Annotated in this window: 12 protein-coding genes and 1 riboswitch; of the genes, 7 read left to right on the forward strand and 5 right to left on the reverse strand. The window is 50.0% G+C overall.

Annotated features, from left to right (window positions below):
- Window positions 1–642 precede the first annotated feature (642 nt).
- On the forward strand, window positions 643–1623 hold the full coding sequence (locus R0134_RS05330) for a TAXI family TRAP transporter solute-binding subunit (RefSeq protein WP_319783797.1): 981 nt from the start codon (window positions 643–645) through the stop codon (window positions 1621–1623).
- 71 nt (window positions 1624–1694) lie between these two features.
- Window positions 1695–3494 carry a TRAP transporter fused permease subunit gene (locus R0134_RS05335; protein WP_319783798.1) on the forward strand — a complete coding sequence of 600 codons (1800 nt, stop codon included), beginning with the start codon at window positions 1695–1697 and terminating at the stop codon, window positions 3492–3494.
- Here the strand turns inward: R0134_RS05335 and R0134_RS05340 are convergent.
- Entirely contained in the window at window positions 3491–4045 is a 555-nt protein-coding gene (locus tag R0134_RS05340) for a hypothetical protein (protein WP_319783799.1), read from the reverse strand. The two genes, R0134_RS05335 and R0134_RS05340, sit on opposite strands and share 4 nt — an antisense overlap.
- A gap of 367 nt (window positions 4046–4412) precedes the next feature.
- A riboswitch (glycine riboswitch) is annotated at window positions 4413–4522 on the forward strand.
- A gap of 183 nt (window positions 4523–4705) precedes the next feature.
- On the opposite strand from R0134_RS05340, the gene R0134_RS05345 reads away from it, so the two are divergent.
- Complete coding sequence (locus R0134_RS05345) at window positions 4706–5965, forward strand: D-amino acid dehydrogenase (RefSeq protein ID WP_319783800.1); 1260 nt, start codon at window positions 4706–4708, stop codon at window positions 5963–5965.
- A 261-nt stretch (window positions 5966–6226) separates the two neighbouring features.
- The gene (locus R0134_RS05350) at window positions 6227–6679 is read left to right on the forward strand and encodes a DUF302 domain-containing protein (protein ID WP_319783801.1); all 453 of its coding nucleotides are present in this window, start codon (window positions 6227–6229) and stop codon (window positions 6677–6679) included.
- Between the two features lie 94 nt (window positions 6680–6773).
- Here the strand turns inward: R0134_RS05350 and R0134_RS05355 are convergent, their stop codons facing one another.
- On the reverse strand, window positions 6774–9167 hold the full coding sequence (locus tag R0134_RS05355; protein ID WP_319783802.1) for a fatty acid cis/trans isomerase: 2394 nt from the start codon (window positions 9165–9167) through the stop codon (window positions 6774–6776).
- Window positions 9168–9239: 72 nt separating this feature from the next.
- Here R0134_RS05355 and R0134_RS05360 point away from each other — a divergent pair, with 72 nt between their 5' ends.
- The 3 genes from R0134_RS05360 to R0134_RS05370 all read left to right on the forward strand — a co-directional run bounded on the left by R0134_RS05360 (window position 9240) and on the right by R0134_RS05370 (window position 10237).
- Window positions 9240–9521, forward strand: a complete 282-nt coding sequence (locus tag R0134_RS05360) for a DUF1496 domain-containing protein (protein WP_319783803.1) — start codon at window positions 9240–9242, stop codon at window positions 9519–9521.
- A gap of 160 nt (window positions 9522–9681) precedes the next feature.
- On the forward strand, window positions 9682–9840 hold the full coding sequence (locus tag R0134_RS05365; RefSeq protein WP_319783804.1) for a YqaE/Pmp3 family membrane protein: 159 nt from the start codon (window positions 9682–9684) through the stop codon (window positions 9838–9840).
- Window positions 9841–9847: 7 nt separating this feature from the next.
- The gene (locus R0134_RS05370) at window positions 9848–10237 is read left to right on the forward strand and encodes a DUF4112 domain-containing protein (protein WP_319783805.1); all 390 of its coding nucleotides are present in this window, start codon (window positions 9848–9850) and stop codon (window positions 10235–10237) included.
- 216 nt (window positions 10238–10453) lie between these two features.
- Here R0134_RS05370 and yfaE read toward each other — a convergent pair whose 3' ends face one another.
- From yfaE to nrdA, 3 genes are read right to left on the reverse strand one after another with little or no spacing between them, the layout of a single operon-like run.
- A complete protein-coding gene (yfaE, locus tag R0134_RS05375; RefSeq protein WP_319783806.1) occupies window positions 10454–10726 on the reverse strand; it encodes a class I ribonucleotide reductase maintenance protein YfaE in 273 nt (90 codons plus the stop codon).
- The gene (gene nrdB, locus R0134_RS05380; protein ID WP_087034621.1) at window positions 10723–11856 is read right to left on the reverse strand and encodes a class Ia ribonucleoside-diphosphate reductase subunit beta; all 1134 of its coding nucleotides are present in this window, start codon (window positions 11854–11856) and stop codon (window positions 10723–10725) included. Before nrdB ends, yfaE begins: the two co-directional genes overlap by 4 nt.
- 48 nt (window positions 11857–11904) lie before the next feature.
- The gene (gene nrdA / locus R0134_RS05385) at window positions 11905–14178 is read right to left on the reverse strand and encodes a class 1a ribonucleoside-diphosphate reductase subunit alpha (protein WP_319783807.1); all 2274 of its coding nucleotides are present in this window, start codon (window positions 14176–14178) and stop codon (window positions 11905–11907) included.
- Window positions 14179–14516: the final 338 nt, after the last annotated feature.

Here is a 14516-nt window from a genome sequence, read left to right on the forward strand (position 1 = left end):
TGCTGGTGGGGAAGTCAGAGGGCACTGCTCAGCTGACCATCTGCGCCAGGGATGGCGCGGCTGAGCAGTGCCCTCTGCCTGACTTACGCCACCCATATCAACAAAAACGTGTGACTCAGTGACATACCGTCAGCTTTAAGTGCACAGCCATAGATAAACCCTAAGCTCGAAGGTTTTTAAAGGCTAACAGGCCACCCATACGAGTGAGCTTTTTCGTTTGGTATCTACACTTTAAAGGTTCGAGTTTAGGCTTTTGAGGAGGTTTTTTTGTGCGGAGTTGATGATTACGTTCTCCTCATCAATATGGGCACTCCTTTTAGCATTGCCGAGACTAGATAGAGCAGCGCTTGTTGCCGCTATCTCAGGTATTCGCCATTGATATGCCGCTTAATGTCGTCATGTTCAATCACGTGCATGCAGTGTTGAGAATTGATGTGGATACCGCACAAACATAGTGACGTTAGTTGAAGTAACCCCAGCTAAATTTACTGAAACATGGCTGAGCGTTATGAGGCATTAGGTGGTGCTAAGCTTTGCCCGCTTAGGCGCAGTCGTGCTATGTTGAGTCCCGCCATATTCATGGTTTGACAAGATAAAACGAGGCCTGTTGGAAAACGGTCGCTGAATATATTAAGGAAAATAATGATGCGCAATCCCTTTCGTTCATTTCGTCGCACACTGGGTGTATCGGCGGCCACGCTAGCACTGGTAACTGCGGCTTTCTCTGCTCATGCTGAAACCCGCGTGACCTATAAATCGGCCTCCGCTGGTACCGCTTATTATCAGATGGGCGTAGAGCTTTCTGAGGCAATACGTCAGGGCACGGATGGCGCCATTATTCTGACCCTAGAAGAGAGTCAGGGCTCGGTACAAAATGTGATGGAAGTGATGGCTCGCCAAGGTAACTATGTGTTTACCACGCCACCCGCATTAGTTGGCCAAGCCATGGCCGGAGAGGGCGTTTTTGCCAAGCGCCAGAATCCTCGCTTTCAAGAGATCCGAGGTTTGTTCCCTATTCCCTCTATTACCATGCACTTTGTATTAGCGGGTGACGAGGGCGTGACCGATATTAGTGCACTGAAAGGTAAGCACCTATTGATTGGTCGAGGCACTTTTGGTGCTCGCGAAGCCGCTCGCTACCTGGAACTGTTTGGTTTGGAAGACAGTGTGAAAATTGCCGATGCCGCTATTGGCAGTGGGCCCGATGCGCTCAAAAACGGTCAGGTTGATGGCTTTGCGACCGCCAGTTCTTTTCCCTCGCCCAACGTGATTGAAACGGCCGCCAGCATGCCGGTGACCTTGATCAGCCTGACCGATGAACAAATCACACAGACCGGTGCCCCACGACAAACCATTCCTGCTGGTACCTATCCCGGCGTTGATAAAAACGTAGAGACCACGTCGCTACCGGTTATTGCTTACACGACGACGGCGATGGATAGCGACACCGCTTATACCTTGACCAAAACGTTTTGGGAGCGCCGCGATGCCATGGCTGAAGAAGCCGCGTGGTGGGGAAGTATTACTCCCGACATGCTAGAGAATATGGCCGGCAAGCTTCACTCTGGTGCGCTTCGTTACTACGACGAAATTGGGGTTGTGGTGCCAGACACCTTGCGTTAATCCTTTTCGTTTCGCTGTTCACTGCCACGGCACAAGCCTCGTGGCAGTGTTGTATTGATAGGTACACAGGCATGCGTGTTTTTACTTCGTCGCAAGCGGCGACCCCTGCGGATGATGACTCAATAGCGTCTGGTTGGATGGCGTTAGGCGCGGTTAGTGTCGTATTTCATCTTGGATTAATTTTTTATGGTTTAACGCCTGCGCTCGTCAGTCGGCCGCTACACATGGCGCTGTTGTTGCCGTGGGTTTTAATTTATATGGCTAACACCCCAGCGCAACGGATCAGTGGTTGGTTGCTGACGGTATTAGGCATTGCCGCGTGTGGCTATATTGCCGTTAATGAGTCTGTGTTAGCGGATCAGTACGGTTTTATTGATAACTACCTGCAAATGGCCATAGGCTTATTTTTAATCGCATTAGCGCTTGAGGCGGCACGCCGAGCCATTGGCTGGCCATTACCGATGGTTGCCCTACTGTCTTTGATGTACGGCGCTTTGGGCCAATATATTCCGGGGTCTTTCGGCCATCCTGGGCTACCGCTACCAAGCATGGTCGGCACCTTGACGATTGCCGAAGGCGGGTTATGGGGCTCGCTAACGGGAGTGAGTGTTAGCGTGGTTGCCATTTTTGTGATTTTTGGTGCCGTACTGAATGCCGGTGAAGCGGGCCAGGGTTTTATGAATCTAGCTAGCGCGGTAGCGGGTCGGCTCACGGGAGGGGCGGCCAAGGTGGCGGTGATTTCCTCCGCACTAATGGGGTCTATATCAGGCTCGGCATCGGCTAATGTGGCATCCACAGGGGCCATCACTATTCCCTCAATGGTGCGCCTGCGCTACCCACGTTCGCTGGCCGGTGCGGTGGAAGCGGTTGCCTCCTCCGGCGGGCAAATCATGCCGCCACTAATGGGCGCGGGTGCCTTCGTTATGGTGGAGCTAACGGGTACACCTTATACGCAAATTATGGCGGCGGCCATGTTGCCTGCAGTGCTCTACTTTTTGACTGTTTGGGTGGGAATTAATGCTTATGCGACTCGCCATGATTTAAAGCCCATGGCCGAAAGCGAACGTCCGAGCGCGAAAGAAGTATTGATAACGTCGTTGTTTTTTGCCGTCCCATTTGTGCTGCTGTTAGAGCGTATTTTTAACGGCGGTTATACGCCGCAGTACGCCGCGAGCATTGCGATTTTCGCCGGTATGGCGCTGCTGTTCTTTGATGTTACGCTGCGTTTTTCGCTGCCCGGTTTTGTTAAGCGTTTATCAAACGCTGCGGTAACCGCGGGGCGTCAAATAGCCGTGATTGGTGCCATCATTCTGTGTGCCTCGCTGGTCGTCGGTGTGTTGTCGTTGACCGGATTAGGCGTCAAGGTTACCTCGGGTATTCTTTCGCTCGCTAACGACATGCTATGGCCTGCGCTGCTATTAACGGCATTAGCTTGCTTGATTTTAGGGATGGAAGTGCCGACGACCGCCGCCTATGTTATCTGCGTATCTGTTGCAGGGCCGGCGTTGATCTCGTTGGGCTTGGAGCCGCTCTTGGCACACCTCTTCGTCTTCTGGTATGCGCTACTCTCCACCATTACACCGCCGGTGTGTGGTGGGGTATTTATCGCTGCGGGAATGGTGGGGGAGAATTGGCTAAAAGTCGCGTTTAAGGCAATGGCGTTAGGCATAGGGCTATATATTATTCCCTTGGCGATGGTCGCTAACCCAGAGTTAATCCAGTTAGCCGTTAACCCTTCAGCCGCTGTGTTTAATGGGCTGAAAGTGGCGATGGGGTTAGCTGCTATCTCTTATGGTGTTATTGCACGTAAAGCGCTGTGGCAACGAGGCGCGTTAATCGTGACAGGGGGCATCCTGATCTTCGTGCTTTAATATTCGGCATTTAATAGTAGTGGTGAAGAGCTCGGCAGCGGCTGGCGAGCAAACATCACCCAAGTATCCAGCGCAGGCCCCAGTGACTGTATTAAACGCAGCTGCTCGGGAGCCTGCGCTATCACCTCTTCGGCGCAAATACCGGCCTCAAAACGCCTCGCAAGCAGGCCCTCTGCCACTGCCACTATGGTAGGAACATCAATGATCTGATATTCCGTTAAGTCGGTGTAGTAGCGAGTAGCTGGTTGCAGTGCCACTTGCGTAGGGTGAGTAATAGCGCGTTGTGCAATCAGAGCAAGTGGCTTGCTGCCCGCAATAAAGGTATCCACGGGGTAAGCTCGATGCATATAACGGCCTACGCAATCGCCATGGGTTGCATGGGCGGTGCACTGCAATACGTGACTCACTTGTCCCGTCACCAGTGCTTGAAACGCATCTTCGAACTGTGTGAATAGTGCCACGCTGCCCTCGTTTAAACGGCGCACTTTAAGATAGCGTTTGGCAATCATTTCGTGGTTGCTACCACTAGGCCCTAACGTTGCAATTCGCATGGTGCTCCTTATCAATTCACAGTTGTCTTAAACAATTAATGGGTAAAAACCAAAGAGACTTCCGGCCACCTGATCTGATCCCCATGACTAACCTGTCGCAGATACCGCGAAAGGTCAACAGACCCTAATCGTGCCTCATTTGTTCGTCGAATTTCACTTTGCTCTTGTTAGGCGTTCTGCGTCAGTCGATTGCTAACGAAAACGTTGTGATGTGAAGCCGATAAATGGCTGTGTCTCATCGTTGAGCAGATTTTCTGTCTGAAAACTCCGTGAAAAGGAGACTAATATCACAAGGTGATATTTTGTTGCTTGGCATTGAATGATTGGGAGTTGAACTGTTAACTTTTTGTAATTATGATGTGGGTGATCAAGCCAGCCGGGAGAGAGCACTAAGAGAATGTCGCAAGACACTCACTCTGTGCCGCCGAAGGAGCAACGACCCCGTAAACTCTCAGGCAAAAGGACCGGTGGCTGTAGACATATCCGAAGAGCGGTCTTGGCACTGTTAGACCCGCCGAAGGAGCAAACCAATCTATCAGGGATAGAGCTGGTGAATCTCTCAGGCTCCATGACGGATGGGGAAGTCAGGCAAATAAATTGCGTAGCTATTTCTCGTTAATCACACGATGCGCAACGCCTGCACAATAAGAGTGCACTTTCATGTCAGAGATGAAAAAGGTAGCTGTATTAGGTGCCGGTATCACCGGTATTACCACCGCCGCTAAGTTAATTGAGCAGGGTTTTGAAGTCACTGTGTTCGACAGACAGCGTTATGCTGCCATGGAAACCAGTTTCGCCAATGGTGGCCAGCTTTCAGCTTCTAATGCTGAGGTTTGGAATACCTGGGCCACGGTATTAAAAGGTGTTAAATGGATGCTACAAGCGGATGCGCCGTTACTGGTGAATCCAAAACCGAGCTGGCATAAACTGAGCTGGATGCTCGAATTTATGCGCCATATCCCCGATTACCAGCGTAATACCATTGAAACCACACGTCTTGCCATTGAAGCGCGTCAGCACCTAACGGCGCTGGGGCAAAAATGGGGCGTTGGGTTTGATCATTCTGATTGTGGCATCATGCATTTTTATAGTAATCAAAAAGATTTTAAGCACGCTTGTGAAGTTACCAAACTGTTGAAGCAAGGCGGATTAGATCGCCAAGCACTCACCGCTGGCGATATCAAACTGAAAGAGCCACGGCTACAAGGTGACTTTGTGGGTGGCTTTTGGACACCGAGTGATAGCACCGGCGATATCCATAACTTTACCTTTGGTCTGGCCGAAGCGATTCGTAAAGCGGGCGTTACATTTTGCATGGAAACCGAGCTTACAGATGTGAGTATCGAAGGCAAGGGCGTCCGGGTTACTGATGATAAAGGTAATTCAAACCACTTCGATGCGGTGGTGGTGTGTGCGGGTGTAGGCAGTCGTGCATTGGCGAAAAAATTAGGCGACCGAGTCAATATTTACCCGGTGAAAGGCTATTCCATTACGGTTAATTTGCGTGACCAGCTGAGTCAAGATAGTGCCCCGCTTATTTCTTTGTTGGACGATGAGACAAAAATCGTGACCAGTCGTTTGGGAGTAGATCGTTTCCGTATTGCCGGCACCGCCGAGTTTAACGGTAACAATCGCGATATTCGCCATGATCGCATTGAGCCACTGGTGAAGTGGTGCAATCGACACTTCCCCGATGTGTCTACCGAAAGTGCGGTGGCTTGGGCTGGCTTACGGCCGATGATGCCGAACATGATGCCCAAGGTTGGCCGAGGTCGTCATCCTCAGGTGTTTTACAACACCGGTCACGGCCACTTGGGATGGACATTAAGTGCAGCCACCGCTGAAATGGTGGCGGGTGTGATGGCTGGCGTGCGAGATGAAAGCACAAGCAGCAGCTACTCAACAGTGGTGACGAGTTAAGGTTATCAACACTTAAAAAGATCGCTTAAAAGATAATGCCAGTCAGTTTAACTGACTGGCATTTTTTAGGTCTGCAAAAAACATGGGGATAATTGAAGCGTAATAGCAATCTGAGAAAGTAACTGATCTATTTAGCTGCACTGTAGAAGCCGAACAAAGGGTCAACTCCACCGACACGCAGCAAGCACCTCTCTGGATCGTCTAGACTCAACACTGCATTGTTACCCTTACTGTGCTTTTATTCCATTTAAGGAAACTCCGATGAAAACGACACTTTTTACTGCCTTTTTGACGCTGTTGGTGGCGACTTCGTCACTGGCAGGCGAGGGCATGATCAATATTGAAAGTGCATTTGGCGTCACAGAAACGGCAGATCGACTAGAGGCGACCCTGAAAGAGAAAGGCATGACGGTGTTTAACCGCATTAATCATGCACAGGGGGCTGAGAAGGTTGATATCAAACTAAGAGGCACGGAGCTAATTATCTTTGGTAACCCTAAGGTAGGTAGCCCGTTAATGCAGTGCCAGCAAAGTGTTGCCCTCGACTTGCCACAAAAAATGCTGGTGTGGCAAGACGCTAGCAGCAAGGTGTGGTTATCCTATAACGACCCTAGCTACTTGGTACAAAGGCACGAGATTAACGGGTGTGAGCAAGAGATAGCGACCGTAGCAAAGGCCTTGGCGGGTATTAGTCATAGGGTAGCAACCAAGTAATAAAAAACACCGAGCGTTAGGCTCGGTGTTTTGGTTTTTACGTATAGCGATAGCTGTGTTTGCGCACAGTTGGGCGTTCGGTGCTTATTTAAGGTTACAAGTTTTCATAACGGTTCATATCCAGCATACCTGCTTCTATGGGATTGGTTTCTTGCATGTAGCTGTGCATATCATGAAAGTAGAACCAAAAATCCGGATGGGTGCGACGGATCCCGTATTGGTCGGCCACAGTATGAAGTTCTTTGGCGTCTTGCATGGAGGTCAGGGCGCTAATGAAGTCTGCCAACTGCTCCTGCTTTACGTTGAAGATGAAGTTCGGGTAGCTGCTGATAATACCCGGTAACACGCTTAAGGTGTCGTTGTCTGGGCGCAGGCGTAAGTCTTCACCCAACAAAAAAGCCACGTTGCTGTGGTCGCGGTTATGGATCAAGCTATACACCTGGCGCTCTTTAGGGTTCTCACCTTCGATGCGCAGCAAGGTGACTTCGGGTAACCACTTAATCACCGGTAACAGGCGCCCAGTAAAGCCAGTTAAACGTCGCAGTTGATCATCAATGCGCGCTTGTTGCTGCTCTAGCTGCGGCATTAATGGCAGTTGCTCGCCGATGGCGGCGTTGCAGTCTGCTTGCTGGCAACGGTTGAGCATATCTTGCGGGCCAGCTACGGCCGCCAACTGACTAAACACTTGTTGGCTAAAATCGACTAAGGTGCGCTTAGCATCCGTTTGAATGCGGCTTGGCGTGGTCTCATCTACGTCCGCATAGCTGGTAAAGAGCTTAATGCGGCCACTGTTATCATACCAACGGTGTAACAAGGTGTTACGTTGCTCTGGGGGTAAAAAGCGCAATAAGTTGGCTTCGGCGCCGTTGCGGATCAAGTCAAAGTAGAGGCGCGTTTTGGCTTGGTGCGACACACTGCCATAGACATTAAAGTTAGCCACTAATGCATAGTAGGTACGCTCAAGCAGCGGATAGTCCATCACCCACATGGTGCTAGGAGTATCGCCTTGCCAACCTTTTATCACACTGGCGCTGTCGTGATGGCGAAATACCGTGAGCAGCGCTTGGCTGTTATGACCGTCGCCGTCCCATAAGTGCTCCAGATCTGGCCCTTGTGGATACTGTTTGGCATAGGCTTTTTGACGATAGGTTAAGTAGCGATTTCTGTCGCTGCTGTAAGAAATCCAATCTGGGCCTAGGCTGAGTAAGTCTGAATTTAGGCCGGGCAGGGTGAGCCAGTCGCGCACCTTGGTTTGATGGTTGGGTTGGGTAATAAATAAGTCATGCTCGGGCGCTTGAAAGCTGACCCAAAACTGGTCGCGGATCACGTCGGTGGCAATTTGGCCACGGCACACGGGGCCGCGAATAAACGAGCGCACAAAGTATTCTGCGTCATCGAGTAGAAACTGATAGCGGGCCTTGGGTGGAATTGCCGCGTAAGTGAAAAAGGGGTTGGCCGCATAATCCACATGATAATCGGGCAGCTTATTGATGGTCCAATCATCGGTAAAAAACAGCTGTTCGAGGTGATCTATTTTATCGCCATTTAGCGCATAGGTGATGTGCGTTTTATGGATACGACTTTCGAGACGCGGGCGCAATCGATAATAAAATTCATCGCCCGGTGAGTCGGTGGGCCGCTCGGTGGCGATCACTTCAATGGGTTGGCCGGTAGGCGTACGTGAACGTACAACTTCAAAAAAGGTGTCTTGATCCGGTGTTGATAGGTCACTGAAATACAGATGCGCTAAAAACCAGTGCTCATACAAATAGCGCGCCACCAATTGATGGCGAGGTGCATCACGGTTAAGCCAGCTTTCCCAACGTATTTGTGCCCACTCTAAAGCAGGCGACAGTTGAATGCTTTGTTCGGGTACTTTGGCGCCTTGGCTTAGCCAGTCTTGTACCAATTGATATTCGGGGGGCGTTAACCCCGTGACCGCAAAAGGCATGCCCGCTTGAGGATGCTTGCTTGCAAAGTCATCAAACTCGCTCGCTTGGCTACATTGGTTGCGACGGGTAGGAGAGATGTTTAGGTCTTCGGGCAGACGTTGGTTGTCGCCCCAGGTGTTGCCTTGGCCTAATGCCAGCATGCGTAACATCAGTGAGGTTTGAGCATCGGGCTCATCGAGTACGCTAAAAAAGCCGCGTGTGCGCCATGCGGACTCGCCATGAGCATCAAAATGCAGTCGGCTGGGCTTGGCATCTTTGGTACGTGCACCGTCGTAAACCGGCAGCTTGCTGGCACCGCGCACTAAACCTTCATTACTGGTGAGCTTGAGTTGGCAGGGCGCATCGTAGCAGGCATGGCAGGCAATGCATTTTTGCTCAAAAATAGGCTTAATGTCTTGCTCATAATCCACCGTGCTGGGTAAGGCGGTGAGCGTATTAGGTAAAGCGGCGAGCGTATTAGACCACGCGAGCGGGGCGAGAAAAATGCTCAACATGAGCCATGCAAGCAGCGCTAATCGCCGTGAAAGAGTGTTCATTATTATACCTTATCTTATGTTTCTAATAGGGTGGTAACATGGGACTCGCTTAAGGTAAAGAGGAGCAAGACCATGATGAGACTGACCATTGGTTTTTTACTGCTGGGTTCAACGGCGGTGTTCGCCGCACCACATATTATCCACACTCCACCTGCCTTGGAGCTGAATGTGAATTCAGACTTAGCGCCGGCCTGCTTTTATGCGGACCAGCGCTACTCTAAGGGCGCTATCATCGAAATGGCGAAGCAGCCGTATATCTGTGAAGGAGAAAAGTCCTTTGAGCAAAATGGCCGGTTAAGTTGGCAGCCGTTCCCGCTGAGTGTACAGATAGAGCAGAAGCTGACCATACCTTAAAGCCCAAGTGGATGTGTATGATGAAGGATCTTGACTAATATTACTCACATAGTTGATGCTGATAGTGAGACGGGTAGTTAAAAAGGTTAAACAGACAGTTAAACAGACAGTGATATGAGGTAGTGATACGAATACTAATGAATCACCATAGGAGCGCGTTATGGATATTATTCGGGTTATTATTGCCATTTTATTGCCGCCGCTTGGCGTGTTTTTACAAGTGGGCTTGGGTAAGCACTTTTGGATTAATATTATCCTGACACTGCTGGGCTACATCCCAGGCATAGTGCACGCGGTGTGGGTGATTGCTAAAAAGTGAGTCGCTAATGAAGGCTAAATCCGCAAATCCCAATGCTGCAAACTCAAATGCAGTAAATAACGGTCATGCTGCGACCAGTCAGCGATTGGCACGCTTAGCATGGATGCTCGACAGCTCTATCCGCTTACCGGGTGGCTTTAGAGTGGGATTAGACGGCATTATCGGCTTGATTCCGGGTATTGGTGATTTAATCGGGGCGGGTTTATCGTCTTATATTGTGGTGGAAGCCGCACGGCTCAAAGTGCCGTTTCGGGTGCTGGCGCGCATGGGCTTGAATGTATTGATTGAACTGGTGGTCGGCATAGTGCCGATCTTCGGGGATATATTCGATTTTGCTTTTAAAGCCAACCTGCGCAATGTGCGGTTGTTGAATGAGTATTTAAGCAAAAACGCGTGAAGGGTAAAGAGAACGTAACAACCCAAACCTAAAAGTGAAAAACATATTTTTGCCACGGAATACACGGAAGAACACGGACGTAGAACAACAATACACATCTATTATAAGGTCTTAACTACTCAAGATTATCCGTTAGTCTTTATTTACTTTCACTTTTCTGTGTTGTTCCGTGTATTCCGTGGCGAGAGGCTCTTTAGTTTTTAAGTCGAGAGTTAATTAAGCTTGTTTCTTGATTGCTTCGGCATCGATGTCTAGTACTACTTCACCTTCAGGGCGAGCGCAGCAGGGCAAGACTTCGCCGGCGGCGATAAAGGCGAGCGGGGTGCTTTGATAGCTGACTTCGCCACTGATAAGAGTGGTACGACAGGATCCGCAATAGCCGCCACGGCATTGGTATTCTACCGCGTGGCCGGTGCGCTCTAAGCCAGCGAGCAGGCTTTCACCTGCTCGCAACTCAAAACTTAATGCTTGGGTCGTGACTCTACTCACAGCTCAAAATCACCTAGGTCGTCATGGTTCATTTGCGAGTCAATTTGGCCGATCAAGTAAGAGCTGATCTCGACTTCTTGCGGCGCTACCTGCACGTTATCAGAAGATAACCAGGCATTGATCCACGGAATTGGATTTTGCTTGGCGTTAGGGAACGCCGGCGTTAGGCCCACGGCTGTCATGCGCAGGTTAGTGATGTATTCCACATACTGACACAGAATATCTTTGTTCAGGCCAATCATAGAGCCGTCTTTAAACAAATATTCCGCCCACTCTTTTTCTTGAATGGCCGCGTCGCGGAACAGCTCAAAACATTGCTGCTCACACTCTTGGGCGATTTGCGCCATTTCTGGATCGTCTTCACCGCTGCGCAAAATATTGATCATGTGCTGAGTGCCCGTTAAGTGCAGCGCTTCGTCACGGGCGATCAATTTGATGATTTTGGCGTTACCTTCCATCAGCTCGCGCTCGGCAAAGGCAAACGAACAAGCAAAGCTGACGTAAAAACGGATCGCTTCCAAGATGTTGACGCTCATCAAGCACAAGTAGAGCTTCTTCTTCAACTCATAGCGGTTGATATCAACAAGCTTGCCTCTGTGCTCTTGCTTACCTTCACCAAACAAATGATAGAGGCTGGTGTAGCGGATCAAGTCGTCATAGTAACCGGCAATGTCGGCGGCGCGTCTGAGGATTTCTTCGTTGGCCACTATGTCGTCAAACACTATGCCGGGATCGTTCACGATATTACGAATAATATGCGTGTAAGAGCGCGAGTGAATGGTCTCAGAGAAGGTCCAGGTTTCAATCCAGGTCTCAAGCTCAGGCAACGACACAATCGGCAGCAACGCCACGTTAGGGCTGCGGCCTTGAATGGAGTCGAGCAGAGTTTGATATTTCAGGTTGCTGATGAAAATATGTTTTTCATGATCCGGCAGTGCCTGATAGTCGATACGGTCTTGAGACACGTCAACTTCTTCTGGGCGCCAGAAGAAAGAAAGCTGCTTTTCGATTAGCTTTTCAAAAATATCGTACTTTTGTTGGTCATAGCGGGCCACGTTCACGGAATTCCCGAGAAACATCGGCTCTAACATATGATCATTTTGTAACTGACTAAAAGTTGTATAAGACATGTCGTTCTTCCACGCAAAGGAAGGCGAGGATTAACCTCGCCTCACCCATTAAATTTTACAAGCGCCACCGGCACAATCGTCTTCTTGCATATCATTTTGGGCGTCGGCCGCACCGTCACGCGTATTATGGTAATACAGCGTCTTTAAGCCGAACTTATACGCGGTGAGCAAGTCTTTTAATAGCTGCTTCATCGGCACTCGGCCCCCTTCAAAACGGGTCGGGTCGTAGCTGGTGTTAGCAGAGATAGCCTGATCGACAAACTTCTGCATCACGCCCACTAAATGTAAGTAACCGTCGTTAGAAGGCATTTGCCACAACAATTCATACTGATCTTTCAGCTCTGCGTACTCAGGCACTACTTGCTTTAAGATGCCGTCTTTTGAGGCTTTCACCGATACCAAGCCGCGCGGTGGCTCAATGCCGTTAGTGGCATTGGAGATCTGGCTTGAGGTTTCTGACGGCATTAAGGCGGTCAGAGTACTGTTGCGCAAACCTTTGGTTTTAATCTCTTCGCGCAAGCCTTCCCAATCTAAATGCAGCGGCTCTTGGCAAAGCGCATCCAAGTCTTTCTTATAGGTGTCTATTGGCAAGATACCCTGGGAATAAGTGGTCTCATTAAAGGCAGGACAAGGACCAAACTCTTCCGCCAACTTCACTGACGCTTTCAGCAGATAATACTGAATCGCTTCAAAGGTGCGGTGGGTTAAGCCCAGCGCGCTACCATCGGAATACTTAACGCCATTTTTAGCCAAGTAGTAGGCGTAGTTGATCACACCTATGCCTAAGGTACGGCGATTCATGGAGCCATTTTGCGCGGCCAATAACGGGTAATCTTGATAATCGAGCAGGGCGTCCAGCGCACGCACGGCCAAATCTGCCAGCTCTTCCAGCTCGCTTAAGTCGTTAATGGCGCCCAAGTTAAAGGCCGACAACGTACACAGGGCAATTTCGCCCTCAGCGTCGTTCACGTCGGTCAGTGGCTTAGTTGGCAAGGCAATTTCTAAGCACAAGTTGCTTTGGCGAATTGGCGCTACCGTCGGGTCAAACGGGCTGTGAGTGTTGCAGTGATCCACGTGTTGAATGTAGATACGACCGGTGCCGGCGCGCTCTTGCATCATCAGTGAGAACAAATCCACGGCCTTTACGGTGCGCTTGCGAATACTGGAGTCTTGCTCGTACTGTTCGTACAGCTTTTCAAACTTAGGCTGATCTTCAAAGAAGGCGTCGTACAGGCCGGGCACGTCGGACGGCGAGAACAAGGTAATGTCGCCGCCTTTAATCAAACGATGGTACATCAGGCGGTTAATTTGCACGCCGTAGTCCATGTGGCGCACGCGGTTTTCTTCCACGCCGCGATTGTTTTTCAATACCAGCAGTGATTCAACTTCTAAGTGCCACATCGGGTAGAACAAGGTGGCCGCACCGCCGCGCACGCCGCCCTGAGAGCAGCATTTAACGGCCGTTTGAAAGTGCTTATAAAACGGAATACAACCGGTGTGAAACGCTTCACCACCACGAATGGGGCTACCAAGCGCACGAATGCGCCCGGCGTTAATGCCAATGCCCGCACGCTGAGACACGTAGCGCACGATGGCGCTAGAAGTCGCGTTGATAGAATCAAGGCTGTCACCACATTCGATCAGTACGCAAGAGCTGAACTGACGAGTTGGGGTGCGCACGCCGGCCATAATAGGCGTGGGTAACGACACTTTAAATTGAGAAGCCGCATCGTAAAAACGCGTGACATAATCCAGGCGCGTTTCTTTTGGGTACTTAGAGAACAAGCAGGCGGCCACCAGCATATATAAGAACTGTGGGCTTTCGTAAATGTCGCCATTAATGCGGTTTTGTACCAGATATTTGCCTTCTAACTGCTTCACTGCTGCATAAGAGAAGGTCAGGTCGCGGTCGTGATCGATGTAGTTATTTAAGGCGTTAAATTCGTCACGGCTGTAGTCGGCCAAAATATGTTGGTCGTATTTACCGGATTCGGTCAGGCGCGTGACATGATCATAAAGATGCGGTGGCGTAAAACGGCCATAGGCTTTTTTACGCAAATGGAACACCGCGAGGCGGGCGGCCAAATACTGGTAGTCAGGCGTCTCTTCCGAGATTAAGTCGGCGGCGGCCTTGATGATGGTCTCATGAATGTCTTCGGTACGGATACCGTCATAAAACTGAATGTGCGAGCGCAGTTCTACTTGAGAAACGGAGACGTTATCCAAGCCTTCTGCTGCCCAATCGAGTACACGATGGATCTTATCCAGATCGATCGGTTCTTTGGCGCCTGAACGCTTGGTGACCAGCAGACTTTTATTCATGAGTTAGAGATTCTCCGTGATTTTCTAGTAGGTAGTACGCGGTCTTTAAAGGCTCAAGGCCAGACATGCGGATAAAATCAAAGGCACTATATAATGTGTTTGATTTTCAGTAGAAGCACTACATCTAGTTATGTGGGTTGGTGACAAGCACAATATAGAGTGTTGTAGACATTTTCTCAAGGGACCCAAATTAGCTGACCCTGTGGATAATCTGTGTTTAGCGGCGTGTGAGTTTGTGGTCGCTAACGCCTATCCCTTGAGGAGGCTGGCGTTAGCGATTCGCTGGCGTTTTTATGCACGGCTCTAAAGATTTTTAAAAATAATTGGCTTGCAAAAAC

The sequence above is a fragment of the Oceanisphaera sp. IT1-181 genome (assembly GCF_033807535.1).
Classification (GTDB): Bacteria; Pseudomonadota; Gammaproteobacteria; order Enterobacterales; family Aeromonadaceae; genus Oceanimonas.

Excerpts from the sequence above, each read along its gene's own strand:
- R0134_RS05340 (WP_319783799.1), bottom strand. The coding sequence starts at position 4,045 with ATGCGAATTGCAACGTTAGGGCCTAGTGGTAGCAACCACGAAATGATT.
- R0134_RS05350 (WP_319783801.1), top strand. The coding sequence starts at position 6,227 with ATGAAAACGACACTTTTTACTGCCTTTTTGACGCTGTTGGTGGCGACT.
- R0134_RS05355 (WP_319783802.1), bottom strand. The coding sequence starts at position 9,167 with ATGAACACTCTTTCACGGCGATTAGCGCTGCTTGCATGGCTCATGTTG.
- nrdB (WP_087034621.1), bottom strand. The coding sequence starts at position 11,856 with ATGTCTTATACAACTTTTAGTCAGTTACAAAATGATCATATGTTAGAG.
- R0134_RS05370 (WP_319783805.1), top strand. The coding sequence starts at position 9,848 with ATGAAGGCTAAATCCGCAAATCCCAATGCTGCAAACTCAAATGCAGTA.
- R0134_RS05360 (WP_319783803.1), top strand. The coding sequence starts at position 9,240 with ATGATGAGACTGACCATTGGTTTTTTACTGCTGGGTTCAACGGCGGTG.
- nrdA (WP_319783807.1), bottom strand. The coding sequence starts at position 14,178 with ATGAATAAAAGTCTGCTGGTCACCAAGCGTTCAGGCGCCAAAGAACCG.
- R0134_RS05365 (WP_319783804.1), top strand. The coding sequence starts at position 9,682 with ATGGATATTATTCGGGTTATTATTGCCATTTTATTGCCGCCGCTTGGC.
- R0134_RS05330 (WP_319783797.1), top strand. The coding sequence starts at position 643 with ATGATGCGCAATCCCTTTCGTTCATTTCGTCGCACACTGGGTGTATCG.
- R0134_RS05345 (WP_319783800.1), top strand. The coding sequence starts at position 4,706 with ATGTCAGAGATGAAAAAGGTAGCTGTATTAGGTGCCGGTATCACCGGT.
- R0134_RS05335 (WP_319783798.1), top strand. The coding sequence starts at position 1,695 with ATGCGTGTTTTTACTTCGTCGCAAGCGGCGACCCCTGCGGATGATGAC.